The organism is Pseudoalteromonas sp. SK18, from assembly GCF_001974855.1.
Classification (GTDB): domain Bacteria; phylum Pseudomonadota; class Gammaproteobacteria; order Enterobacterales; family Alteromonadaceae; genus Pseudoalteromonas.
In genome coordinates, this window is sequence record NZ_MTQB01000006.1 from 85,949 (window position 1) to 109,928 (window position 23,980).

Below are 23,980 nucleotides of genomic sequence, written 5' to 3' on the forward strand. Positions count from 1 at the left end.
AGCCCATCATTAGGGCAAGTTGGTTGATTATCGGCTTTAGTGAGCGAGTAAGGTACAAATCACCTCAAAAAATAGACAGCAACTTAATAAAGTTTGATTGATGTCATATTATTACGCAATTGACCTATCTTTTTAAGGCCAAAAAATTTATCATTTCAACCGCAAAAAAAACAAGTATTTCTTGAGATTATTATCTTTAAAACCACATATTGTGGGGTTTAGATAGTATACTTTGGAATAATAGTAGGTCCTACTTTAACAAGTGGGTAATTCATTTCTAAACGCATTTATTGCAGCGGAAGCCAGAAAATGAGCCAAACAGTAGCATCACAAACTGAGTACAATTATAAAGTTGTACGCCAATTCGCTATTATGACAGTGATTTGGGGCATCGTTGGCATGGGTATTGGGGTTCTAATTGCTGCCCAACTAGCTTGGCCAGCACTTAACTTTGACACACCATGGTTAACTTACTCTCGACTTCGTCCGTTACACACGAACGCAGTAATTTTCGCATTTGGTACAAGTGCTCTTTTTGCGACGTCTTATTACGTCGTACAACGTACATGTCAAACGCGCCTTCTTTCAGATAAATTAGCCGCCTTTACCTTTTGGGGTTGGCAGTTAGTTATTGTTCTTGCAGCCATTACTTTACCAATGGGTATTTCTACTTCTAAAGAGTATGCAGAACTTGAGTGGCCTATCGATATCTTAATTGCTGTTGTTTGGGTAACTTACGCTATCGTCTTTATGGGCACCATTGCTAAACGTAAAGTAGCACATATTTATGTAGCTAACTGGTTCTATGCTGGTTTCATTATTACTGTTGCAGTACTTCATATTGTTAACAGCATGGCTGTTCCAGTCTCACTAACCAAATCATACTCAATTTACGCCGGTGCGGTTGATGCAATGGTTCAGTGGTGGTACGGACACAACGCTGTAGGTTTCCTTCTTACTGCTGGTTTCTTAGGTATGATGTATTACTTTGTACCAAAGCAAGCGGGTCGTCCAGTTTACTCATACCGTTTATCGGTTGTTCACTTTTGGGCACTTATCTCGCTTTACATTTGGGCAGGCCCTCACCACCTTCACTACACTGCGCTTCCTGATTGGACGCAAAGCTTAGGTATGGTGATGTCTATTATCTTATTTGTACCGTCTTGGGGTGGTATGATCAACGGTATTATGACGCTTTCAGGTGCATGGCATAAGCTACGTACTGACCCGGTACTTCGTTTCTTAGTTGTTTCATTGTCTTTCTACGGTATGTCGACATTTGAAGGCCCAATGATGGCAATTAAATCTGTAAATGCGTTATCGCACTACACAGATTGGACTGTAGGTCACGTACACTCAGGTGCATTAGGTTGGGTTGCAATGATTTCTATTGGTGCTATTTACCACCTTATCCCTGCGTTATTCTCGCAAGGTCGTATGTACAGCATTAAATTAATCAATACACACTTCTGGTTACACACAGTGGGTGTTGTTTTATACATTGTTGCAATGTGGATTTCAGGTGTAATGCAAGGCCTAATGTGGCGTGCAGTTAACTCTGACGGTACATTAATGTACAGCTTTGTTCAGTCGTTAGAAGCCTCTCATCCTTTCTATGTTATGCGTTTCTTAGGCGGTGTATTCATCGTCGCAGGTATGCTGGTTATGGCTTATAACGTTTATCGTACAGTTTCAGCGAAAAATAACTCGCTAGAACTTGATGAACAAGCGCAGTTAGCATAACGGAGTCAGATAATGAGCAATAAAAATTCGCAAAATAAACACGAAATTATCGAGAAAAACATCGGCCTTATGGCTATCTTGACTGTTTTCGCAATCAGCTTTGGTGCATTAGTAGAAATTACCCCGCTAATGTTCCAAGACGACACAACTAAACCCGTTGATGGGTTACGCCCATTAAACGCGCTTGAGTTTGAAGGTCGTGACATCTATGTACGTGAAGGCTGTGCTAACTGTCACTCACAAATGATTCGTCCATTTCGTGATGAAGTTGAGCGTTACGGTCACTACTCGGTTGCGGGTGAGTCAGTATGGGATCACCCATTCCTTTGGGGTTCTAAACGTACTGGTCCTGACTTAGCACGTGTAGGTAAACGTTACTCAGATGACTGGCATTATGCGCACTTAGTTGACCCACGTGCTGTGGTTCCTGAGTCGAATATGCCAGGCTTCCCTTGGTTAGCAGAGAACACGCTTGATACAAGCTTAACTCTGAAAAAGCTACAAATTTTCCGTGACACGTTTGCTATTAACCCAGAAAACCCAAAACACCCGGGTTTAGGTTATGGCAGTGACGAGGAATTAATCGCTGACATTGCTAAAGTTGACGCAATGAATGACGGTAAAGGTGCAACAGAAATGCAAGCCCTTATTGCTTATTTGCAACAACTTGGCACACATTTGAAGTAGATTATTATGGACTACGGGACATACAGAGGCATTTTGACTCTGGTAATTTTAGTATTATTTATTGTGATTGTTGGATGGGCATATAGCAAGCGTAGTAAAAGTCGTTTTAAAGACGCTGCTAATGTCATCTTTGAAGATGAAAAAAAACACAACAATACACTCTCTAACGAGGAAAAGGGGTCTGAGAAATGACTAGCTTTTGGAGTATATGGGTTATTGTATTAACCCTTGCATGCTTAATCATTATCTTTGGTCTACTAGTTTGGAACTTAAAAAACTATGTAGGCGTAAAAGAAGGTGAAAGCTGTGGACATGAGTTTGACGGCATTGAAGAATTAAACAATCCACTACCAAAATGGTGGACTTACATGTTCTTCGCAACGTTTGTATGGTCTGTTTATTACCTAGCAGCTTACCCAGGTTTAGGTAATTGGGAAGGCTTGGCAAAGTGGACTAGCTCAAATCAAGGTGTTACCTCTTTAACTGAATCGAAAGAAGCAGTCATTGATGCTAAAGAAGATGGCCGCTTTGTAAAGCTAGATGCAGAATACCGCGCTGCTGAAGAGCGTTTTGGTCCGATTTTTAATGAATTGGCAAAAACCCCTGTTTTAGAATTAGTTGACTCTAAATTAGCGGGTGATGCAGCTCAGCAAATCGCTCTTGAAAATGGCACTAAACATGAACAAACGCAGGGTCAATTAGCAGTTGAAATTGGTCAACGCTTATTTGCTCAAAACTGTGCGCAATGTCATGGCTCTGATGCTCGTGGTGGTACTGGCTTCCCTAACCTAACAGATAACGACTGGTTATATGGCGGTACGCCTGACAAAATCAGAGAAACATTACTTTTAGGTCGTGTTGCAGCAATGCCGCCTTGGGGTGATGCATTAGGCGAGCAAGGCGTTAAAGAAATGACCGCTTACGTACTTAGCCTCTCTGGTCGTACTGTTAACCAAAAAGACGCTGAGGCAGGTAAAGCGAAGTTCGCTATGTGTGCAGCATGTCATGGGGCAGATGGTAAAGGCTCAGTTGCGCATAACCTACCGTTTGGTGCACCAAATCTAACTGATAACATTTGGTTATACGGTGGTTCTCAACGTGCTGTTGAAGAAACACTTAACCACGGTCGTGCTGGTGTAATGCCTGCATTTAAAGAGATTTTAGGCGAAGACAAAATTCACCTATTAACTGCTTACGTTTACAGCTTATCGCAAGAAAAATAACGATAAAGTTAACAAAACGTTTCAGTTTTAATCTTTTTATTTCAATAGATTAATACAGATCAAAAAAGCCTCCACTCGGAGGCTTTTTTTTAGTCTTTTTCTTTTATTTATTATAATATAGCTGCACATTCATCAATTTTAGAGCAACTATGCAACCGACTCCGTGGTATAAAAATTTTTGGCCTTGGTTTTTAATCTTCTTCCCTCTAGCTGCAATTATTGGCTGCATTAGTTTATTTATTACAGCCATTGGTAACGGCCCAGATATGGTTGTGGACGATTACTATAAAAAAGGCAAAGCAATCAACTTAGAACTAATCAAGTTTGATAAAGCAAAAGCCTTGTATCTGCATGGTGACCTAAATGTATCTGATGAGCGAGTAAGCTTTAAATTTACTAAAGGCGATACGAGCAACATCCACGCACTAAAATTGTCATTTTTCCACCGTACTATTAAAGCCCACGATTTTGAAGCAACCTTGACGCCTAATGCAAACCAAGAGTTTACTGCATTATTAGAAAGCTACACGGCTGGTGCTTACTCAGTGTTTATTGAACCCGTTGATGCTAGTTGGAAAATGAAAGAAAGTGTCACTTTACCAACCACAACCACCGTTTTAGTTACTCCTAACTATAAGTAGTATTTAGTATGTCTAAAAATTGCTTTCATTGTCTTGAAAGTGTGCCTGCTGGGTTTAGCGCACATGTAGTTATAGACAATACATCTCAGCCAATGTGTTGCATTGGCTGTCAGGCTGTTGCACAGAATATCATTGACCAAGGAATGACCGATTACTACAAATACCGCACTGTTAGCGCTGGTAAAGTAGAACAACTGGTTCCTGAACAGCTCGCTTTTATTAAAAGCTATGACAATGAAGATATTCAAGATGAGTTTATTAGCACCCATAACGACAGCTCTGAGGTACTACTGAGTGTTGAAGGTATAACTTGCGCTGCCTGTGCTTGGCTTATTGAAAAACAATTATTAAACCTTAAATCAGTAAAACGCGTTGATGTAAATACCTCAACGAATCGTGCCATGATCCACTGGGATAAAAGCGCCACGCCTTTAAGTGAGCTAATTACCTCACTGGCTGAAATAGGTTATAAAGCGTACCCTTTCCAATCAGATTTAGAAGCCCAGCAAAAACAGCAAACTGCCAAAGCGTATATTCGTCGTCTCGGTGTTGCAGGTTTGATGACCATGCAAGTGATGATGTTTGCCTTTGCAATGTACTTTGGCATGTTCTCTGGAATGGACAGCAATTTTGAACAGTACTTTAGATGGATCAGTTTAATTCTCGCCACCCCCGTTATTCTATACAGCGCCCTGCCCTTTTTAAGTAATGCAATTAATGGCTTAAAAGCAAAACAGCTGAATATGGACTTACCAGTATCATTGGCTATTTTTGGTGCTTATGGCGCTAGCTGTTATGCCACAGTAATGGAAGTAGGCGAAGTTTACTTTGAATCTATTTGTATGTTTACCTTTTTACTCTTATTAGGTAAATACTTAGAGTTTAGAGCGCGTTTAAAAGCCAGTGAATTTACTGCTAACTTGCAAAAGTTGTTACCCCTTACTGCGCGTACGCTCGATGAACACGGTAATGAGCACATCATTGCCGCCAAAAAACTCAAACTTAACGATATTGTGTTAATAAAAGCAGGCGAAACCATTCCTGCTGATGGCATATTAGTTAAAGGCAGTACCAGTGTTGATGAGTCGATGATGACCGGCGAACATCAACCAGTACGAAAGTATATTGATCATAACGTATATGCAGGCACGGTTAATCATGATGGTATAATTGAAATAAAAATCAATAAGCTAGGCCAAAACACCCTGCTTAATCAAATTATTCGCCTGCAACATAATGCCCTGACAAAACGCCCAAGACTGGTTGAAATTACCGATAAAGTGGCGCAGTGGTTTGTTGCTGTATTACTGGTATTTGCCTCCATAACTGCGATTGGTTGGTATCAGGTAGATCCTGACGTTGCATTTTGGATCACTATTTCGGTGTTAGTAGCCACCTGCCCGTGCGCATTAAGTTTAGCAATTCCAACCGCATTAACCTGTGCTGTAGCAACCTTAACCCGCAAAGGCATATTGATTAAGCAAGCGCATGTGCTCGAAACCCTATCAAAGCTCACTTTATTTGCCTTTGATAAAACAGGTACGCTTACACAAGGTAAGTTTAGCCTAGACGTGGTTGACATACTTGATGATAACTACAGCAAAGAGCAAATTCTTGATATTGCAGCCCAGCTTGAAAGTTACTCTGAACATCCTATTGCCAGTGCATTTAAGGAGTTTAAAGGGCAACGTAAATTTAACGATGTACAACTCCACCCAGGCATTGGGATAAGCGCTCAGTTTGATGATACCTATTACGCTATTGGTAAAAGTGGTTGGTTTGATACAAAGAAAACCAACGCACAAGCCACGCTTTACATAAACAAGCAGGCTGTTGCACGCTTTTACTTTGTAGATAAAGTTAAAGCCGATGCCGATAAGCTAATTAATGTTTTACAAGCGGCTAACCTTAGTTGCCATATGCTAACTGGTGATGCATCTGATGCGGGTGCCAAAGTCGCTAAAAAGTTAAAGCTTAACTCAGTGCAAGCCAGTTGCAGTCCAAAAGATAAACAAAATGCCGTTGATCACTGGTCATCGCAAGGTGAAATTGTTGCTATGGTCGGTGATGGCGTAAACGACAGCCCAGTATTTGCCAGTGCCCATTTATCTATCGCCATGGAAACCGGTGCCGATATATCTAAAAACAGTGCCGATGTTGTATTGCTTAACAGTGACTTAGCCTCCATCTCGCATTTATTAACCGTTGCCAAGCAAACACGACGTATAATTAAACAAAACCTAACACTTTCTTTATTATATAATGGCTCAATATTACCGCTTGCTGCTATGGGCTTAGTTGCGCCGTGGATGGCGGTTATTGGTATGTCTGCCAGCTCAATTATTGTGATATGTAATTCACTAAGGCTATTAAAGTTATGAGCATAATTTATATTTTAGTTCCTATTGCTATTTTGTTTGTATTAATTGCAATTGGCGTATTTTTTTGGGCTGTAAAAGGCGAGCAATTCTCTGATTTAAACAAGCAAGGCCACAGCATTTTGTTTGAAGACGACAAAGAGCAGCACAATAAAAGTAATGATTGACCCTATATTTGTTAGTGCTTTTTTAATGGGCTTAATTGGCAGTGGTCATTGCATTGCTATGTGTGGCGGGATTGCCAGTTCGTTACAACTTGCCAGCAATAAACGTCAAACATGGTTATATTCTGTTGCTTATAACAGCGGTCGAGCTTTAAGTTATATGCTAGCAGGAGCCCTTGTTGCGGGTATTAGTAGCCAGTTTGCCACGCAAAACTCTGCCTTTTCATTATTTTTGTCATTTTTAGCTGGTATTTTCATGTTACTGGTCGGCGTTTATATTATGCGCATAGCCGCCACCTTACAGTGGCTTGAAAAACTGGGTAAAACCCTTATTTGGCAGCACTTAATTAAACTTAATAAATATTTAATACCCATTGATTCGCCTTTAAAAGCCCTTGGTTATGGCGCGTTATGGGGCTGGTTACCGTGCGGTTTAGTATACTCTGCACTTACTTGGGCAATGACCAGTGGCAACGCCCTCAATGGTGCTTTGGTTATGCTGGCATTTGCCCTAGGGACATTTCCTGCCATGATCACTTTAGGTGTGGCTGCACAAAAGCTAAATACGCTTTTTAACCACCCATGGACACGAATAACATTAGGCAGTGTTATCATTTGGTACGGTATCTACCTTCTGATCATTGCAACAGATAAGCTAGTGCATTAACATTGATAAATGTCGTGCATAGAAATTTAACGGATTGAACTTATGGATTTTTCTCAAAGTCGTGCTAAAGGTAATTGTGCTATTAGCTGTAATAACTGCAGTATTAGCCAGTTATGTTTACCATTTTCTTTAAATGGCCAAGAAATGGATAAACTTGATGAGATCATTGAGCGAAAAAAACCATTACACAAAGGTGACTACTTATTTGAATCAGGCGCGCCTTTAAATGCAATTTATGCGGTTCGTTCAGGCTCGTTTAAATCGTATACCTTGTCTGAGCAAGGCGATGAACAAATTACCGGTTTTCACTTAGCTGGCGACCTTGTTGGATTTGATGCCATTAACAAAATGCAGCATCAAAGCTTTTCTCAAGCACTAGAAACCTCAATGGTATGTGAAATCCCCTTTGATACCCTTGACGAACTTGCTGGTAAACTGCCTAAGCTACGCCAACAAATTATGCGCTTAATGAGTAGTGAAATAACCTACGATCAAGAAATGCTGCTACTACTTAATAAAAAGTCTGCCGAAGAACGCCTAGCGAGTTTTATTTATAATTTATCAGAGCGTTTTGGTGAACGTGGTTTTTCACGTAAAGAATTTAGATTTACTATGACTCGCGGTGAAATTGGCAACTACCTTGGTTTAACTGTTGAAACCATTAGCCGTTTATTGAGCCGTTTTCAAAAAGCAGATTTGATCAAAGTAGAAGGTAAGTTTATTACTATTTTAGATAATGACGCGCTTGCGAAAACCGCTGCGATTGTAAAACCCCGTTAATAGATCAATAAATTGATATAGAACAATAATCTTAGTGCTACCCCTTTAACTGTTGTGTATTTGCGTTACACTAAATATATAACTGTTAAGTGAATGGAGTAGCACAATGGAAACGATTAAACGTATTATCGCGGTTATTGACCCAACTAAAGACGATCAAAATGCCCTCGCGCGTTCAATAGATTTAGCCAAAAAATCGGGTGCGAGCATTACCGCCTTTATGACGGTTTACGATTTTTCTTACGAAATGACCACTATGTTATCAGGCGATGAACGTGAAGCAATGCGTCAAGCCGTCCTCAAAGATCGCGAGCTATGGCTTAAAGATCTGGTCTCTCCTTATCAAAATATTAATATTGATACGCAAGTTATTTGGCATAATCGCCCATACGAGGCAATAATTAATACCGTTATCAATGATAAATACGACTTAGTTATCAAAGGTACGCATCAACACGGCGCACTAAAAGCGGTTATTTTTACTCCTACAGACTGGCACTTAGTAAGAAAGTGTCCAACGCCGGTATTATTTGTAAAAGATATGCAATGGCCAGCACAAGGTAATATTTTAGCTGCCGTAAATGCAGTCAGTGAAAATGAACAGCACCTATCACTTAATAAGCGCATTATTAAAGATGCACAGTTTTTATGTGAACTCGCTAATGCTAAACTTAACTTAGTCAATGCTTACCCTGCTACACCGGTAAATATTGCCATAGAAATTCCTGAGTTTAACCCCGGGCTTTACAACGAATCAGTTAAAAAACATCATATTGAGTCAACTAATGAACTAGCTAATGAGTTTAACTTAACCTCTGAGCAGTGCTTTATAGAAGAAGGCTTGCCAGAAGATGTGATACCAGATGTTGCTAAACGTTTAAATAGTGAATTAGTGGTTATTGGCACTGTGGGACGTACCGGCTTAAGTGCAGCATTAGTAGGTAACACCGCTGAGCATGTTATTGACAGCCTTGATTGTGATGTACTTGCATTGAAACCTGACGGCTATGTAAGCCCCCTTGCAGAAAGTTAACGTTTGCTGTAGCTGTGGTATTACATATGGCATATAATACGCCCCTTTATTTTTAGCAATTAATTTTGCCGTACTATTTATAAGGGGGCGTAGTGTCTCATTCTGCTCAAGCCAAAGCTCAACACAACTTAAATAAGCTTCAAAAGCGTTTACGCCGCCTCACAGGTCAAGCTGTCATGGACTTTAACATGATAGAAGAAGGCGACCGTATTATGGTGTGCTTATCGGGCGGCAAAGACAGTTATACTATGCTCGATATGCTGCAACATTTACAGCGGGTTGCCCCTATTAAGTTTGAGCTTTTTGCGGTTAACCTTGACCAAAAACAACCAGGCTTCCCTGAGCATGTACTGCCTGAATACCTTGATAACTTAAATATTGAATATAAAATTGTCGAAGAAGATACCTACAGTATTGTTACCGATATTATTCCTGAAGGTAAAACAACATGCTCACTTTGCTCTCGTCTGCGTCGTGGTATTTTGTACCGCACCGCTAAAGAGCTAGGAGCCACAAAAATAGCTTTAGGCCATCACCGCGATGACATGATAGAAACCTTGTTTTTAAATATGTTTTACGGTGGCAAACTCAAAAGTATGCCGGCTAAGCTAATGAGTGATAACGGCGAGCACATGGTTATTCGCCCATTAGCATATTGTAAAGAAGCCGATATTAGCCAATACGCATTTAGCCAAGGCTACCCTATTATTCCGTGTAACTTATGTGGCTCACAAGAAAACTTACAGCGTAAGCACACTAAAAACATGCTAGAACAATGGAATAAAGAGCACCCTGGGCGTATAGAAAGTATTTTTACTGCCATGCAAAATGTTGTGCCTTCGCATTTAGCTGATAACCAACTGTTTGATTTTGCAAATCTGCAAACCGGTGACGTTATTGATGGTGGCGACATTGCGTTAGATAAACCAGATATTCCAAAAGCGCCGGTTAATCCTGAACAAGATGAAACAAACCAAGCAGATGTAGTTACTATTAATTTAAGCTAATTTTTAAGGGTTTACAGTAATGCAAACCCTACACTCTGTTCTATGCTGCTACTTACCGGCAGCTAATCCTTGTAAAAACTCTAAACTCTGCATTTCTTGTTTATTCGCCTGATAAGGCAGCTGTTGTAAGCTATCGTAAGCAAAATCCTCAATAGTAAACTCACTTATTTCACTTTGTCCAAAGCTGTTACGCTCACCTGGGCTTGGCGACATACGTTCAATAACAAAGTCCCTCAACCGTAAGTCATTCGTTTGCTTAGGCAAAACAGACCAATGCGCTTTAAAATCAATTTGTTGGCTGCCTTCATTTAAACGTGCTTTAGCAACTAAATGTGCTAATGGCGAAGTTCCACTGTATAAGTTAGCTCTTAGGCGATATAAGCCACTTTTTATCACTGTTAAGTTAGCAGGCACTATCATATTATCATTACGTGGATACGCGTTATCAAAGCTAGTTAGGGTTGCACTAGGCGGCATATATTGTATTTGTGCCACCACAGGAACCATTTTACCCGCAATGTCTGCCTCAACTAATAATTGTAAATTGCGAGGGAAATCTTCTTCACCTTTAAACGTAATTGCCAACTCATTGTCACGAGCAACACCGCTGTGTGTTTTTAACGGCTGTTTAGTATCAGTATCACTGAGTGTTACCTGTGCTTTACCTAAATTTTGTGCGCTTATGGTTAATTTAATCGCTTGCGGGTAGACATAGCGATATTGAGATAAACTTAAGGTTAACTCCCCGCCCTGCTCTCCCACTGGGCTAGTAACCGGAAAAAACTGATTTGGCTTAAGCCGGTCTTCATCATTTACCGTTAAAGGTTGCGAATATGGCGGAAATGCTAAGCTTTGCTGATATTGCTGCGCTACCGCCGATGCTGCTTTAGCTATATCTTCATTAAACTCATGCTGCTCTTCAGGCACTTTTTTTATGCTTGATTTAACTGCTGGTACCTCTGATTTTGCCGACATAGCCGCAAGTTCAGGTGTTTTATTATGCTCTTTAGCTGTTGTTTGCGAAGCTGAATAACTAGCATTACCTTGACCTAAAAACCACATCAAGCCGGCAACAATAATCACTAAAGCAATAACGTAGGATTTTTTCATTGTTATTTATCCTATAACATCAATTCGCAATAGCAGTTAATCATTGTTAGAGCGATAACCTGTTGCTATTTGCATTCAGGTTTTCTTACTTAAAAATAAATCACTGAATAAAGCGAATTAATATAAAAAGCGTGCAGCATATAAAGCCGCACGCACAATCATATTTATGGGATCACATTATATATAAGTGCTGATGCACTCAAATTATCAGAGCCTTTTACATAACGGTATTGTTTTTTCCAAAACCAGCTACCGGTGGTTTCATCTACAGTTTCATATCCTAATGTATCACCAGCTACGCTAATATTATTCATCGCCACCGTTACGTTACCTTGGCGCTGCGCTTGTTGAATTTCGTTATGGCTGTAGCTATTAGTCATCATTAAGGGATAATGGTATGGCATAAAGCTACTAACAGCATCACCTTGTGAAGTTAAACGCCCATTGGTGTCAATATTGGCACTACAACTACCAAATGAGCTTACCGAGCTTGCGCCACATGATGAGTGAGTAGCGACTACCGAATCATCGTTACCACGTAAAAAGCCTGCCGTTAAACCTAAGTAAGCATTACCATCGGCCACAAAACGTAATCGTGGTGTGCGCGCATCAGGTAATGGCGCAATTCTGCGTGCATTATTAACTTTCAAATCGTGTAAAACACCTACCGCTTCATTAACCTCACTGCCTAGCCACCATGTTAATGCAGCATCAACTGCAAAATTCCATGATGCGCCGTTTAACGCGCTCACCGCTAAGTCGGCTAACTCACTGCCGCCACCAGCACCCGCCAAATCAAAGGTCGCTATAATATTAAGCGGTTTTAGCCCCGCGTTTTCTAGCCAGTTTTCTTGGTTATCTATAATATATCGGGCAACTAAATCACCGGTTGAGTGGGTTACAAACACACAGCCTGGTTCGCATAGATTTGAACGAGAGATCTGTTGTAGCTTGGGCCATACCCAATCTGTGGTAATTTTGCCTTCTATTCGCTCATATGCAGGCCAATCAATACGCTCATCTGCACGATTCACCCAATAAGACTGCCAATAACTTTGACCGTCATTTATCACATCACTGCCTGCTTTATTAGTAAGCTGAGATACTTGCAAGCCATGAATTAAAACTACTTTATACTCTTTACTGAGCGCAGAAAAACTCATTAAGAGTCCTATTGCGGCTGCAAATAAAGTCGCGCGTTTAAATATGTGTGTGTTATTCATATTAATCCTTAACTGATTGAATATTTTTCTTATGTTTGGCAATGCTTATTTCACGCTGTTGTCAGTGCATGGTAAAAGCAATGCACTGACCAGTATTGGGAACAAACTCAGAAAATGCAACATTTTGTTATCATTTTCACCGTTAAAGCTAAACATCTGCACTAAAATACGACAAAAGCGCTAAACTATTGTGCTAAACAAAATAGCAATAAATACTTTTTTAAGCAGCTTCAACAAACTTTTCTTGGACTGCGATTAACTATTAAACAACACTACTTTTTATTGATGTAATAGCGTAAGTTAATTACACACGATGAAAACCAAGGAATTAAAATGATAAAAAAAATAATTTTTGGCAGTGTTTTATTTACTGCTATTTCAGCGCCTAGTTTTGCTAGTAGCATTAACACCCAACTTGAACATGCAACACAAAGCGTGAGTGAAAAAGTCATTACATGGCGTCGGCATTTGCATCAATATCCAGAGCTTAGTAACCGTGAATTTGAAACCGCTAAGTACATTACTAACCATTTAAAATCTTTGGGGCTAGAAGTGCAAACTGGTGTTGCACATACCGGTGTTGTGGCTAAACTAAGCGGTGGTAAAAAAGGTCCTTTAGTCGCTCTTCGTGCCGATATGGATGCTTTACCCGTTACCGAACAAGTTGATTTACCCTTTGCCTCTAAACAAACCTCAACCTATCGTGGTAATGAAGTAGGCGTTATGCATGCCTGCGGGCACGACACTCATGTTGCAATTTTAATGGCCGTAGCAGAATCACTGGTAAAAATAAAAGATCAGTTAGCGGGTGAGGTACTGTTTGTATTTCAACCGGCTGAAGAAGGTGCCCCCGAGGGAGAAGAAGGAGGCGCAGAGCTAATGCTAAAAGAAGGTTTATTTAAACAAAAACCTGAAGCGGTGTTTGGCTTACATGTCACCAGCTCACTTAATACTGGTCAAATTGGCTTTAGAGAAGGGCCACTAATGGCCAGTGAAGACTCTTTCACAATTAACGTAACGGGTCGTCAAACCCATGGCTCGCGCCCTTGGAATGGCGTAGATCCCATAGTTGCTTCATCACAAATTATAATGGCAACTCAAACAATCGCCTCACGCCAAGTTGATGTAACTAAAGCACCTTCTGTGATTTCGTTTGGCGCGATTAATGGCGGCATACGCTCAAATATAATCCCTGATAGCGTCGAGCTAATTGGAACAATTAGAACCTTTGATCAAACTATGCGCGCCGATATTAAAAAACGTTTAGCTAAAACCGCTGAACTGGTTGCCGAATCCGCGGGGGCTAAAGCTGATGTGCATATAGATCACGGCTACCCTGTAACAGTAAATAATGTTGCACTGACCCAAAAAATGACCCCTACACTTGCCCGTATTGCAGGTGCTGACAACATTATTACCACAGATTTAATTACCGGTGCAGAAGACTTTAGTTATTATGCGCTAGAAACCCCTGGGCTGTTTTACTTTTTAGGCGTTACTCCAAAAGATCAAAACGCTAAAACGGCACCAAGTAATCATTCACCTCAGTTTTATGTTGACGAAAGCGCATTACAACTTGGCGTAGAATCATTATCTCAACTGGTCGTTGACTACCTACAATAATAACTCAACACAACAAGCACAGGGCTAATAGCCTTGTGCTTAGAGAGTGTTATTCAGCTAATATAAACCCCCTATCACTTACCTTTAATATCTAATATAAATTCTCAACTTGGTAAGGACACCTCAATGACGGCAGAATATTTTAACTTTTTGAGCCTTATTGGCGTCGCATTTTTTGCAATTTCAGGTGCGTTATTAGGCCATGACAAAGATATTGGTGGATTTGGTGTTGTCGTTGTTGGCTCAGTCACAGCTTTAGGCGGTGGCACACTAAGAGACATTCTTCTTAACCAACCTGTATTTTGGATAGCCAATCCAAATTTTTTATATGCCACCTATGGCGCTATTTTTGTCACCGTAATGTTTATTCGCCACTTACCCGATGTGTCTAACTATTACATGTTGCTGGTTGACGCCATTGGTATGGCTATTTTTAATGTGGTCGGTATTGAAAAAGCACTCATTGAAGGCACAACCATGGTGGTTGCGCTTACAATGGGAATGACAACGGGTATATTTGGCGGCTTAATACGTGATGTGATCTGTAGAGAAGTACCGCTGGTGATGCGCGAAGAACTTTACTCCACCGCGTGTTTTGCAGGAGGCTTAACCTATGCCACGCTATTTTTATTAGAAGCACCTTATTTATGGTGCATTATAGGTTCATTATTGGTAACCGTTTTTCTAAGATTGGGCGCACTGCATTTTGGCTGGCAACCCAACGTTTTTAGAAAGCGAACCCCAAAAATAAACGATTAGTATAAGTATGGCTTTACACTAATCGCTCATACAAGCCTGACGCCCGTGATACACTTTTACCCATGGCCAGTTGCAGCACTTTTTTATCTGCCACCAGCTCAAAGGTATGCTTTGCCCGGGTAATTCCCGTGTACACTAATTGCCTATTAATACCGATACTCGCCTGCTTGAGCGGTGGTAATACCATCGCTGTATAACTGAACTCTGAGCCTTGGGATTTATGAATGGTCATTACATACACTTTATCGTGCGCCGGTAATCGTGCGGGCGAAAATGCCCGTTCATTGCCTTGCTCATCAATAAACAGTGCCTTGAGTTGACCGCTATCATCGGGCATTAAAATCCCTATATCACCGTTAAATAATTTTAGCTGATAGTCGTTTTGGCTAACCATAATTGGCATCCCTGTATAATGCCGCTGATTAGGGTTAACGCTTATTAAACCTTGCTGTTGCAATACCCGTTCAATACGCAGGTTTAAACTATTAACACCATAATCGCCTTCACGAACCGCAGCCAGTAACTGATAACTGGCAAAAGCTGCATGTATTTGTGCAACACTGGCATCTTGGGCTATCAGTGTTAGGTAATTAGCATAATGACTTGCGGCACTATTTACTAACTTTTCAATCGGTGTGGAAACAAAATCATAGTCTAAAATAATATCGCTAAAATGCCCTTCGCTGCTTTGTTGTTCAACATAGTTTAATATTCCTCGGTTGTTGGTATTTACAGCCAGCGCCAATTGACCAATACCGCTTTTGGCATCAAACCGATAACTATGTTGTAAAAAAGCAATGCAGTCAGCGAGTTTAAACTCACTTTGAGTTTGCGCGTTGAGTTTAATGGCGCCATTAAAGCACAGCGTGTTCAATTGCTCGCAGCGTACTTTCGAATAATGTGGTGTTTGCCCAAGCACTAACCCTTGGCATAAATCACTCATTACGCTGCCAGTATCAACCGAGGCAAGTTGGTCTTTATCACCGAGTAAAATCAATCGGGCATGATCTGGCAAAGCCTCGATTAATTTAGCCATAAGTGATAAGTCGACCATACTGGCCTCATCAATAATCAGCACATCAACATGCAGCGGATTGCTTTTATCGTGCCGAAATTTATTGGTAAATGGCTTAACTCCTAACAAACGATGAATGGTTTGCGCACTTTGCGGGATCAACGCGTTAATCTCATCCGGTATTTCATTAAGCTTATTTTTGGCCCCTAAAATTGACTCGGTTAGTCGCGCCGCTGCTTTACCGGTGGGCGCTACTAATTTTATGCTCAATGGTGCCGCTTGATATAACGACTGCAAAATCGCTAACAGCTTTGTCACCGTGGTGGTTTTACCTGTACCAGGCCCGCCCGTGATCACACTAAAACCTTTTGTAGCGGCAATGGCACACGCTACTTTTTGCCAATCAATATCAATACTCGGATCATCAGGAAAGTAGCGAGTTAATAACTGAGCAAGTACTGCATCATCAATGTTAAGTTGTCGCTCGCTCATTGTTAGTAATCGTTGCGCAAGAGTCTGTTCATAGCCTGCTAAACGAGAAAAATATAACCGTTGATTAAACAATTGCAGCGGCTTTTGCTCCCCAACACTGTGATGTGAGAGTAAATAACGTATTGCCGCCTCAGTCGTAAAGTCATCACTAAATGGGCTCAGAGTACCAGGCTGTGTGCCCTCTAGTTTAGTAAAGTCGCTTTGACGTAAATTAAACGGATTAGTCCAATCAACCTCTGTTAGGGTTAAACAGCTATGTTGGCTTTGCTGCGATAAACACAGCATTAAAATTATATAAAAGAGGTCGTCATACCCTTGCTGTGCGTTTGTGCCACTGAGTAATTCAGCCAGTTTTACATCAACCACACGCACTCTATGTTCGTCCGTTAAATACGTTAGCAACGGCACGACTTTAATGCTTTCGCTGGTCTGCATAGTTGGCTGCGCTGTTGTGAGCACAGGTTCATCTAAAGGCGCATCATCTAAGTCATCAAACAAACCCGGTTGTTGATTTAAATCACTCATAGCATGGCTCCTTGGCTAAACAAGCCATCTAAAATAATGACTTGCTCCACACTTAGCTGTTTAAAGTACACTCCCTCTCCTGCTGGCATACCGCGTAAAAAAGTATAATAAACACCGCCTAAATGCGCCTCTATGGAATAATCGGGAATTCGTTGTTTAAGCAAGCGATGTAGCGCTACGGTATAAATTAAATACTGTAAATGATATTGGTGGCTGGTCATGGCTTGCTCTAGCTGCTCAGGCACATAATCGGCAGGGGTGCTGCCCAAATAATTCGATTTATAATCTAAAATATAATACTTGCCTTGGTAGCAAAAAATTAAATCAATAAAGCCTTTTAGTAACCCTTTCACATGGGCAAACTCAAGTTTACTTTGGTTAAAGCCAAAATGTTTAATCAACACTTCATTAAGCTTAGGGGCACTGAGGCTGCTAAGCGGTAAATTAAACTCCATTTCTACTAAACAGTCACTTGGCGCTAATTGGCTCAAACTTAAATTATTCTCGCTGTTTAACGGGCAATTAAGTGCATCGAGTACCCATTGCTCGGTAATTTGCTGCCATTGCTCATCGATATGGTATTTTTCAAAAGCACGCTCAATCACAGCCGTTAAGTTTTGCTCTGTATTCGTGGGATGATTTACCGGACTGGTAAAATCAAGCTGCTCAAATATTTCGTGCAAACAACTCCCTGGTTTTGCACCCTTTGGAAAGCTATACGGTGAAGGAAGTTCATCTTGCTGCACAGCAAACTCATCTCTTTGATGATCTTCATCACTGCGCCCTGGAGCAAGTTGCTCTGCATGCTTTTTAAAGCTCAAGGCACTAAAGCTGGTTGCTCGCCAGTCACGTTCAATCTGCGCCGTTACTGTATTAATAAGTAAATCGTGCTGTTTAGTGTCACTGTTATTTAAGCGAAGTATGCCCTGCTCAACTAGTTCGCCAGAGGTAAATTGCTGATATTGCATAGCATGATTAGCCTCACAAAATTCACTTAAATGGGTGCGCCACACTTGGCTGCTGGTTATCTCTAACCCTGAGAACAATACATGCCCCAGCGCACTACTTTGAATTGCTAAACGGCTACTTTGCCCTTGAGAAATGTTATACACGCCCAGCGAACAAAAATGCACTGCTCGGGTCAGTGCCACATAAAGCAAACGTAAGTCTTCTGCTAAACGTTCTTGTTCGGCTTTTTGCAGGGCGTCTTCGTCTTTACTTAAATCGTAAATCAACTTGCCATTTTGATGATAAAGCGCGTCTTTAGTTTCACGATAACCACTGGCAAATGGCATAAATACCAATGGGTATTCAAGCCCTTTAGAAGCGTGCATAGTCACAATTTTAACTAAGTTCGCATCACTTTCTAAGCGAACTTGCACTGTTTCGCCATCTTGCTGGCTCACCTTTTGCGCAAACCAACGTAATAAACGAAGTGTCCCTTCAAGCTCTATTTGTTTTTGCTGCAGTATTTCGCCAAGATGTCTAAAGTCGGTAAGCCACCGTTCTACGTTATAGCCCAAGCCTTGCCATTTGGCACTGAGCTGATTGTGACTCAGTAAGCGTTCGAGCATTGCCATTGCCCCTTGCTTATGCCAAATATGGCTAAGTTGAGCAAAAAAGTTTAGGTGTTCTTGCCAGCTATTTTCATCATCGGCTAGAGCAAAAATATCGTTATAGCTTAAACAAAATAACGGGCCAGCTAATACACCGCGTAGTAACGCCTCATCGTACTGACCATGCAAAGCCGTTAAAAAATTGAGCAAGTGATGACTTAACTCTTGGCTAAATACACTGTCGCGCGACAAATACACACTGGCAATATTAGCTTTACTCAGCGCTTGCTTCATTATTTGTGCTTCAACGCGGTCGCGCACCAAAATACAAATATCAGCAGCGCTTACCGACGTACTGCCAATACAGGCTATTCCTTGGTTTGCCTGCTCAAGTAAAGTAACAATTTTATTGGTAAAATGGGTGGCTAAATGAGCTTGCCCTAAGCCTTTACTGGTCGGCTTATTTTTTTCATCGCCGGCTTCATCTACAAACACATTAAACTCAAACGCGGTGGCCGGTTTACCGTCAATTAAAAACGACTCATCTGCTTTTTTTCCTTTCGCTTTCACTTTATTAAATGGAATGGCGTCGTTATAAATAAAGCTGTTTTCGTATTTGCTAAATAAGCTATTTACGCTATTTACAATATCACTGCTTGAACGAAAGTTAGTGCCCAATGTAAATTGTTGTGGCTCATCTACCGCTTCTTTTGCGCCAATGTAGGTAAATATATCTGCGCCCCTAAACCCATAAATTGCTTGTTTGGGATCGCCTATCATAGCTAAAGTGGTATTGCTTTGAGCATAAATTTTACTAAAAATCCCGTACTGAATCGGGTCAGTATCCTGAAACTCATCTATCATTGCCACCGGAAATAACTGCGCTATTTTTTGTGCGAGCACATCACCTTGTTCACTCTTTAAGGCACTGTGTAAATTAGTCAGTAAATCGTCAGGGGTGATCACGCTTTGTTCTTGTTTGCGTTTAACTATGGCCGCTTTTACCCAGCTCGCCGCATATTGCACTATCGCAATTTTTAACCCTTGGTTAATGGTGTTGTTAAGTGCGGCTAAGGCATCGAATTGGCTAATAAGTGGATGAGTCAGTAATGTGCCATTTTTTTTATAATTAGCGGCATTACTTAAGTTCTCGCTACTCCACACCTCAAACGAATACTTACTGGTACCAAATTCAAAAAAGTCATCACTGCCTAAGCAAAATGCTTCAAGTGCAGCAAGACTGCCCTTTCGCCCAGGTGTTTTTGATCCACTTAAATCGGATGCTTTAACAGCACCAATAAACTCTTGCTCTAGGCAGGCTTTTTTAAAGGCTGGAACACACGCCAAGTATTCATCTCGCGCTTGCCATACCGCATCTAAACTAACTTGCGGGGTTATCTCTGCGTTCGCCTTATTTAAAATACTATTTACATGACTAAATAGTGATTCGGGCGCAGCAAATACCGCTAAAATCGCATCTGTTCTTTCTTTACTGAGTGGGTATACAAACGCGCGCCAAAAGTCTTTTATGGTTTCAAGCAGAATATCACGCTCATCTAAAATGAACTCTAAGTTAAATGCCACACCGGATTCAAACGCATGCTGCTTTAACATTCGCTGACAAAAACCATGAATGGTAAAAATAGCTGCTTCGTCCATTGATTTAGCTGCAGCATCGAGTAAGTCAAATGCACGGTGCTTGTCATCAACGCCTGCTATTACACCCTCAATTAGCTCATCATTAGGTACTTGCCCCAGTAATGCATCACGCGCAGCAATAATACGGCTGCGAACTCGGTCTTTAATTTCTTGCGTGGCGGCATCGGTAAAGGTGACTACCAAAATTTGCTCAACACTCAATGGCGTATTCAGCTCACCAGGTATTTGCATGCCCAATAAATAGCGCAAATACAAACCCGTGATCGTGTAGGTTTTACCTGTGCCAGCACTGGCTTCAATTAAGCTTTGCCCTGATAATGGCATAGTGAGTGGATTAAGCGCTTGCATAGTCACTCTCCTTGGCGTGCTCAAATAATGGGGCGAGTAGCTTATCGCTCCAATGTATAAATTCGTCTTGGCAGTCATTAAGTGATTGCACCGTGAGACGAATATAAGGGTTTTCTCCTTCACCTCGGCCAATATACTGTGGACTAAATTTACTGTTGGCTTTTGCCATATCACCACCGCTTTTCACGTATTCATAACCACTTACCGGAAAAAACGCCACGGGCTTGTTGCGTAATGCTTTATAAAGCTCAAACCAATCTGCGAGCAGTAAATCGGCATCGGCTTTACTCATTGGGGCAAAACTAATTTGTTTATCTAAACCCAGCAATAAGGTTTCAACCTCTTGTTGCATGCTTTGTGCAGCAAGATGATAAATAAAGCCTTTAATTAAATCTTTAGCTTTAATACTGGCACTGCGATAAAACACTTGTTTTTGCATATACACATGGTTTAACCAGCCTTCAATGGTGGTGTTTTCAAGCGAAAGTAACACTTCTATCGGTTCGCTTTTACCCGCTTTTATTTGTTGTTTTACTTGCCCTGCAAGCGCATCAACGCGATGTTGCATGCTCTCATAAATTAAGCTGCCAACATGAGCTTGCGGCAACTCACCGCGCTGCAGTATTTGCTCGGTACTCAGTGGTGTATCGTTAATATTAGCTTCAAGTATTTCATCAAGGTAAAAATAACGGCGCAGCGCATCTAAGCTAAACGGTTCTTCATCTTTGGCTATGTCGTTAAATTGCGGCAAACGTAACCCTAAGCTTTGCTGATAAAAGCTCTCTTGGGCATGGCACACACTGCGAATAAACACATCAAGATCAAGCAACTCTGGAGGCGTTACATCAAGCGTAGTAATTGTTTTTGGCTCAATGGCCTCGCTAGGAAGCCAAATTGGATTATAGCTATGGTTGTTAAGTCCTGCCTGTTCAGCGCTAGCTGGCAAATAGTACTGACTATTAAAAGGTTGAAGATGTTGTTGGCTAATAAGACAATCTGGCAAGGATTTATCACTGGGTTCGCTAAGTTTAAAGCTGCGACCTATGTATTCTAACAATTCACTGACAAGCGTTGATGGCATGCGCGGCTGGTTATCAAAACATGATCGGCCAATGTAGCTCATGTATAAATTATCTCGGGCACTTAATAGCGCTTCTAAAAAGAGGTAACGGTCATCGAGTTTTCGTGAACGGTCACCTTTTTGCTTTTTAGAATACGGCACTAAATCAAATCCGATTGGCTGCACCGTGCGTGGGTAATCGGCATCGTTTAAGCCTAGCATACATACCACTTTAAAGGGGACGGCGCGCATTGGCATGAGGGTACAAAAATTCACTTGCCCCACTAAAAATCGCTGGCCGACACCTTTCTCTTGTATGCCTTGTTTAATTAAATAGCTAACAATGCGCTGCGATACGGCCTCACTGTAATCACCGTTATCGTGGTGCTTACCTATATCTTCGAGTACTTTTTGCAGTACTAATAAATCCCAACTGTCGTCGCTTTCGCTCTCATAAATAGTATTGAGCAGCTCACTTAAAATTTGGGCTTTATTAGTGAGTGTATCATCGGGGGTGAGCTTAGCTTTAAAGTCTTGCAATACATCAATAAAATGTACCAGCTTGTTGAGTGTATCGAGTGCCATGCCCTCAACCTCATCGGCACTGTAAATACCATTAAATGGGCATTGTTCATCGCGCATGGCAATACCCAGTAGTAGCCGGTTTAAGCCATGTTGCCAAGTGTTAAGCTCAATTGCGGGTAAATCAAAGCTACTTTTATGTTCAGCGTTTACACCCCATTTAACGCCAACGCGCTCCAACCAATACTGAATTTGCTCATATTCATGCGCTTCTAAGCCAAACTTTTCAGCAATTTGGGTAACCTGTAATAAATCGAGAATATCCGACACGCCGAAGCGCGAAAACGGTAAATTAGCTAAACTAGCAAACGAACTCAGTACAGGTTTTTCTTGCTCTATGGCTAAATCAGCTAGCGCATAAGGTATAAATCGACTGCCCTGTGCACCACCAAAAACTGCTTCAATATAAGGGCTGTAGGTGCCAACATCGGGCATCATCACGATGATGTCTTTAGGGGTAAGCGCTGAATTTTGATTAAATAAATTAAGTAAGTAGTCGTGCAAACGCTCTACTTCTCGAAGCGGTGTATGGCAATCACTTAGTGTAATGCTTGCATCGTTTGCAGTAATTGGCAGCTTGCCCTCGTCGTTAATAAACCATTCTTTATCATCGGTGAGCGACTCACCTTTAAAGGCAAGTTGGTAAATTTCACTTTGCACTTGGCCGAGCAAGCTATCGTCAAATGCATCTATAAAACCATCAATCCAGCGGGCATCAAGCTGCACTAGTTGCTCAAAATAATCGCGGCCGAGTTTACCCCACGACGATAACAGCGGGTTACCAATAAAATAGTATTCCTCATCGGGATTGGTTTGCTTTTTTTGCTGTGCTTCCACCAGCGGCATTTTTGCGTATTTAGCGGTGATTTTAGCGGCTGTTTTTTCATCAATGATATCGCCCCAGTAATGCTCGCTAGGGTTAAAAAAGAACAAAAACACTTCAGTTTTTTTACTTAAAGCTTCAAACACTTCAAGCTGCGAGCTGGCAATCGCCGATATGCCAAATAAGCTAATGCGTTTTGGTAATAAGGCGCTATCCATGCTCTCAAGTGCACTGAGTAACTGCCCTTGCATATTGGCACGGTGAAATTGGCTTTGCCCCAGCTGCTTGCTTAATTTGACGATACGACGCCATAAATCGGGTTGCCAAGGCGCAATCGTTATATCAACATCGTCAAGCGTATCAACACCACTATCCCAAGTGGCTATCCAATGGGGGCGATACATTAAATATTGGTCGTACACATCGGCTATTTTTTCACATAGGGCAAAGGTTTTTTGGCCGTCAATATCCCCCTCTAAATAGGTTTTTAGGGGTAAATACAGTGGCTCGTCAATACAAGTAGGTAAAATTGCAAACAGTTTCCAAGCAAGGTTCGGTTTATTAAACGCCGACTCTTTAGGCACGTTTGGCAATAGTTGCTGGTACAACTGCCAAATAAAACTCGATGGTAGCGGAAAGTCTACCTGTGCAGCTACGCCTAAATTTTCACTTAAACCAATTTTTAGCCACTGCGACATACCCGGCGATTGCACTAACACCACTTCTTTATCAAATGGGCTTTGCAATGGGTTTACTTTTAATAGCTGATGAAACTGCGCTTGCAGGGCTTCCATACGGTTTGATTGAATAATATTGAGCATACGATACCAGCCTTACTTGAGATAAAGCCAGTGTAAGATATTTTCAATTTAAGCGGTAGCA

Annotated in this window: 18 protein-coding genes; 13 read left to right on the top strand and 5 right to left on the bottom strand. The window is 41.2% G+C overall.

Translation table 11 applies throughout. The annotated features are described in order from the left end of the window. Nucleotides 1-309 precede the first annotated feature (309 nt). The 11 genes from ccoN (at nucleotide 310) to ttcA (ending at nucleotide 10,323) form a co-directional block, all read left to right on the top strand. On the top strand, nucleotides 310-1,743 hold the full coding sequence (ccoN, locus tag BW139_RS06500; RefSeq protein ID WP_008109818.1) for a cytochrome-c oxidase, cbb3-type subunit I: 1,434 nt from the start codon (nucleotides 310-312) through the stop codon (nucleotides 1,741-1,743). A gap of 12 nt (nucleotides 1,744-1,755) precedes the next feature. After that, a complete protein-coding gene (gene ccoO, locus BW139_RS06505) occupies nucleotides 1,756-2,430 on the top strand; it encodes a cytochrome-c oxidase, cbb3-type subunit II (protein ID WP_008109817.1) in 675 nt (224 codons plus the stop codon). 6 nt (nucleotides 2,431-2,436) lie between these two features. Then, entirely contained in the window at nucleotides 2,437-2,622 is a 186-nt protein-coding gene (locus BW139_RS06510; RefSeq protein WP_010389598.1) for a cbb3-type cytochrome c oxidase subunit 3, read from the top strand. After that, the gene (gene ccoP, locus BW139_RS06515; RefSeq protein ID WP_008109816.1) at nucleotides 2,619-3,653 is read left to right on the top strand and encodes a cytochrome-c oxidase, cbb3-type subunit III; all 1,035 of its coding nucleotides are present in this window, start codon (nucleotides 2,619-2,621) and stop codon (nucleotides 3,651-3,653) included. Before BW139_RS06510 ends, ccoP begins: the two co-directional genes overlap by 4 nt. 149 nt (nucleotides 3,654-3,802) lie before the next feature. Continuing rightward, nucleotides 3,803-4,294: a FixH family protein gene (locus BW139_RS06520; RefSeq protein ID WP_008109815.1), complete on the top strand. Its 492-nt coding sequence runs from the start codon at nucleotides 3,803-3,805 to the stop codon at nucleotides 4,292-4,294. Nucleotides 4,295-4,302: 8 nt separating this feature from the next. Continuing rightward, nucleotides 4,303-6,675 (top strand): heavy metal translocating P-type ATPase, encoded by a 2,373-nt coding sequence (locus tag BW139_RS06525; RefSeq protein WP_076919133.1) that lies wholly within the window; start codon nucleotides 4,303-4,305, stop codon nucleotides 6,673-6,675. Further along, on the top strand, nucleotides 6,672-6,839 hold the full coding sequence (ccoS, locus tag BW139_RS06530; RefSeq protein WP_008109812.1) for a cbb3-type cytochrome oxidase assembly protein CcoS: 168 nt from the start codon (nucleotides 6,672-6,674) through the stop codon (nucleotides 6,837-6,839). The genes BW139_RS06525 and ccoS overlap by 4 nt, the downstream gene beginning before the upstream one ends. Next, a complete protein-coding gene (locus BW139_RS06535) occupies nucleotides 6,832-7,503 on the top strand; it encodes a sulfite exporter TauE/SafE family protein (RefSeq protein ID WP_076919134.1) in 672 nt (223 codons plus the stop codon). Before ccoS ends, BW139_RS06535 begins: the two co-directional genes overlap by 8 nt. 42 nt (nucleotides 7,504-7,545) lie before the next feature. Continuing rightward, the gene (locus BW139_RS06540) at nucleotides 7,546-8,283 is read left to right on the top strand and encodes an FNR family transcription factor (RefSeq protein WP_008109801.1); all 738 of its coding nucleotides are present in this window, start codon (nucleotides 7,546-7,548) and stop codon (nucleotides 8,281-8,283) included. Nucleotides 8,284-8,389: 106 nt separating this feature from the next. Continuing rightward, the gene (uspE, locus tag BW139_RS06545; protein ID WP_008468158.1) at nucleotides 8,390-9,316 is read left to right on the top strand and encodes a universal stress protein UspE; all 927 of its coding nucleotides are present in this window, start codon (nucleotides 8,390-8,392) and stop codon (nucleotides 9,314-9,316) included. Between the two features lie 92 nt (nucleotides 9,317-9,408). After that, nucleotides 9,409-10,323, top strand: coding sequence for a tRNA 2-thiocytidine(32) synthetase TtcA (gene ttcA, locus BW139_RS06550; RefSeq protein ID WP_076919135.1), 915 nt, complete (start codon nucleotides 9,409-9,411; stop codon nucleotides 10,321-10,323). Nucleotides 10,324-10,371: 48 nt separating this feature from the next. Here ttcA and BW139_RS06555 read toward each other — a convergent pair whose 3' ends face one another. Together BW139_RS06555 and BW139_RS06560 are read right to left on the bottom strand one after the other, a co-directional pair. Then, nucleotides 10,372-11,433, bottom strand: coding sequence for a hypothetical protein (locus BW139_RS06555; protein WP_076919136.1), 1,062 nt, complete (start codon nucleotides 11,431-11,433; stop codon nucleotides 10,372-10,374). 164 nt (nucleotides 11,434-11,597) lie between these two features. Further along, a complete protein-coding gene (locus BW139_RS06560; protein ID WP_076919137.1) occupies nucleotides 11,598-12,656 on the bottom strand; it encodes a hypothetical protein in 1,059 nt (352 codons plus the stop codon). Between the two features lie 333 nt (nucleotides 12,657-12,989). Here BW139_RS06560 and BW139_RS06565 point away from each other — a divergent pair, with 333 nt between their 5' ends. Both BW139_RS06565 and BW139_RS06570 read left to right on the top strand, forming a co-directional pair. Continuing rightward, nucleotides 12,990-14,279, top strand: coding sequence for an amidohydrolase (locus BW139_RS06565; RefSeq protein WP_076919138.1), 1,290 nt, complete (start codon nucleotides 12,990-12,992; stop codon nucleotides 14,277-14,279). 126 nt (nucleotides 14,280-14,405) lie between these two features. Then, nucleotides 14,406-15,038: a trimeric intracellular cation channel family protein gene (locus BW139_RS06570; protein ID WP_008109789.1), complete on the top strand. Its 633-nt coding sequence runs from the start codon at nucleotides 14,406-14,408 to the stop codon at nucleotides 15,036-15,038. Between the two features lie 13 nt (nucleotides 15,039-15,051). On the opposite strand, the gene recD is transcribed toward BW139_RS06570, so the two are convergent. Genes recD through recC form a run of 3 tightly spaced genes read right to left on the bottom strand, consistent with a single transcriptional unit; the run spans nucleotide 15,052 to nucleotide 23,919 of the window. Next, nucleotides 15,052-17,070 (bottom strand): exodeoxyribonuclease V subunit alpha, encoded by a 2,019-nt coding sequence (gene recD / locus BW139_RS06575; protein ID WP_076919139.1) that lies wholly within the window; start codon nucleotides 17,068-17,070, stop codon nucleotides 15,052-15,054. Then, the gene (gene recB / locus BW139_RS06580) at nucleotides 17,067-20,633 is read right to left on the bottom strand and encodes an exodeoxyribonuclease V subunit beta (RefSeq protein ID WP_076919140.1); all 3,567 of its coding nucleotides are present in this window, start codon (nucleotides 20,631-20,633) and stop codon (nucleotides 17,067-17,069) included. Before recB ends, recD begins: the two co-directional genes overlap by 4 nt. Further along, the gene (recC, locus tag BW139_RS06585) at nucleotides 20,620-23,919 is read right to left on the bottom strand and encodes an exodeoxyribonuclease V subunit gamma (protein WP_076919141.1); all 3,300 of its coding nucleotides are present in this window, start codon (nucleotides 23,917-23,919) and stop codon (nucleotides 20,620-20,622) included. The genes recB and recC overlap by 14 nt, the downstream gene beginning before the upstream one ends. Between the last annotated feature and the right edge of the window lie 61 nt (nucleotides 23,920-23,980).

What these genes read in the sequence shown, in the direction of transcription:
- ccoS (WP_008109812.1), top strand. Translation starts at nt 6,672, where the DNA reads ATGAGCATAATTTATATTTTAGTTCCTATTGCTATTTTGTTTGTATTA.
- BW139_RS06565 (WP_076919138.1), top strand. Translation starts at nt 12,990, where the DNA reads ATGATAAAAAAAATAATTTTTGGCAGTGTTTTATTTACTGCTATTTCA.
- ccoN (WP_008109818.1), top strand. Translation starts at nt 310, where the DNA reads ATGAGCCAAACAGTAGCATCACAAACTGAGTACAATTATAAAGTTGTA.
- BW139_RS06540 (WP_008109801.1), top strand. Translation starts at nt 7,546, where the DNA reads ATGGATTTTTCTCAAAGTCGTGCTAAAGGTAATTGTGCTATTAGCTGT.
- ccoO (WP_008109817.1), top strand. Translation starts at nt 1,756, where the DNA reads ATGAGCAATAAAAATTCGCAAAATAAACACGAAATTATCGAGAAAAAC.
- BW139_RS06570 (WP_008109789.1), top strand. Translation starts at nt 14,406, where the DNA reads ATGACGGCAGAATATTTTAACTTTTTGAGCCTTATTGGCGTCGCATTT.
- BW139_RS06560 (WP_076919137.1), bottom strand. Translation starts at nt 12,656, where the DNA reads ATGAATAACACACACATATTTAAACGCGCGACTTTATTTGCAGCCGCA.
- BW139_RS06555 (WP_076919136.1), bottom strand. Translation starts at nt 11,433, where the DNA reads ATGAAAAAATCCTACGTTATTGCTTTAGTGATTATTGTTGCCGGCTTG.
- recB (WP_076919140.1), bottom strand. Translation starts at nt 20,633, where the DNA reads ATGCAAGCGCTTAATCCACTCACTATGCCATTATCAGGGCAAAGCTTA.
- BW139_RS06520 (WP_008109815.1), top strand. Translation starts at nt 3,803, where the DNA reads ATGCAACCGACTCCGTGGTATAAAAATTTTTGGCCTTGGTTTTTAATC.
- ccoP (WP_008109816.1), top strand. Translation starts at nt 2,619, where the DNA reads ATGACTAGCTTTTGGAGTATATGGGTTATTGTATTAACCCTTGCATGC.
- BW139_RS06525 (WP_076919133.1), top strand. Translation starts at nt 4,303, where the DNA reads ATGTCTAAAAATTGCTTTCATTGTCTTGAAAGTGTGCCTGCTGGGTTT.
- uspE (WP_008468158.1), top strand. Translation starts at nt 8,390, where the DNA reads ATGGAAACGATTAAACGTATTATCGCGGTTATTGACCCAACTAAAGAC.
- recD (WP_076919139.1), bottom strand. Translation starts at nt 17,070, where the DNA reads ATGAGTGATTTAAATCAACAACCGGGTTTGTTTGATGACTTAGATGAT.
- BW139_RS06510 (WP_010389598.1), top strand. Translation starts at nt 2,437, where the DNA reads ATGGACTACGGGACATACAGAGGCATTTTGACTCTGGTAATTTTAGTA.
- BW139_RS06535 (WP_076919134.1), top strand. Translation starts at nt 6,832, where the DNA reads ATGATTGACCCTATATTTGTTAGTGCTTTTTTAATGGGCTTAATTGGC.
- recC (WP_076919141.1), bottom strand. Translation starts at nt 23,919, where the DNA reads ATGCTCAATATTATTCAATCAAACCGTATGGAAGCCCTGCAAGCGCAG.